Origin of the sequence: Kitasatospora sp. NPDC091257, assembly GCF_044757675.1 — a bacterium.
Classification (GTDB): domain Bacteria; phylum Actinomycetota; class Actinomycetes; order Streptomycetales; family Streptomycetaceae; genus Kitasatospora; species Kitasatospora lactacystinica.
This window is the reverse complement of sequence record NZ_JBIVVI010001825.1, coordinates 1-1,151: the sequence shown is the minus strand read 5'-3', so window position 1 is coordinate 1,151 and position 1,151 is coordinate 1. Positions and strand designations below refer to the sequence as shown.

Genomic DNA, 1,151 nt, shown 5'->3' with positions numbered 1-1,151 from the left:
GGCGCCCCCGGTCAGGCCTTGCTCAGCCAGGCGGTGGCGTTGAGGGCGAGGGCGGCGTCGGTGCCCGCCGGGTCGTCCCAGCCGTTGTACAGGGTGTTGCCGGACTGGCCGGTGCCGTCGTCGATCGGGGAGCTGTCGCCCCAGATCGCGACCCGGCCGGAGCCGAAGGTGCTGGTGACGAAGAACGCGCCGGTGTTGCCGCTGTAGCCGGTCCGGTAGACCAGGCCCTTGACGCTCGGGTTGTCGGCGGGCTTGAGGGTGAAGGTGGTGCCGTTGCGCAGGATCGAGCCGGTGACGGTGCCGAAGGGGCCGTGCAGCACCGGGTCGGTCGGGGCGTCGGCCGCGCGCGGGTTGTCGGTGGTGATGTTGAGCAGGTCGACCGAGAAGCCGAAGGGGTCGTTGTTGTTCACCCCGTTGTTGGTCAGCAGGTCGTTGATGATCTTCGGGGAGTCCCAGCCGTCGTTGTTGCGGTCGCTGTTGTTGTGGTCGGAGACCAGGAAGAGCCCGCCGCCGTTCTTCACGAAGTTCATGATCGCGGCCTTCTCGCCCGCGGAGAAGCGCGTGTTGGGCTCCGGGATCACGAAGGTGTCGAAGTTGGCGAGGTCGAGCGCGGCGCCGGTGCCGTAGCTGATGGTGGACCCGGCGGGGAGGGTCTTCAGGCTGTACTGGCCGGTCTTCTGGAGGGCGACGCCCCAGGCGGACAGGGCGCCGGTCCAGCTCTTCTCGGTGGTGGGGTCGGCGTTCTGGGCCAGCGGGTCGGGCTGGCTGGTGCTGATGATCCAGTCGGCGTTGCCCGCGGTCTCGGCCTTGCTGTTGTCGAACAGCACCCGGTGCGGGGTGGCGCCGACGGTGGCGGTCCTGGCGGCGGGCGCGGCGGGGGTGGTGAGTGCGGCGGGCGCGGCGGGGCCGGGCGCGGCGGTGGCGGCGGGGGTGGTGAGACCGGCCGTGAGCAGGGCCGTTCCGGCGAGGGCCGCGGCGGTTCGGATGCGGATCGTCATGTGCCGTTCCTCCGTGGGGAGTTGAGGGGGCAGCGCTCAGGTTTTCGCGCGTAGAACGGGAGTATCCGCGCGTAGAGCGCCGGGTGAAAGCCCTCCGAGGTTACGAAGCCTTGTACGGGTCGTGACGATCTCCGGGAGGGGGGTGGAAGCCGG

Annotated in this window: 1 pseudogene; it reads right to left on the bottom strand. The window is 70.5% G+C overall.

The features are described 5' to 3' along the window. Nucleotides 1–14 precede the first annotated feature (14 nt). A pseudogene (locus ACIQOV_RS42295) lies at nt 15–998 on the bottom strand (hydrolase); the annotation flags it as partial. Between the last annotated feature and the right edge of the window lie 153 nt (nt 999–1,151).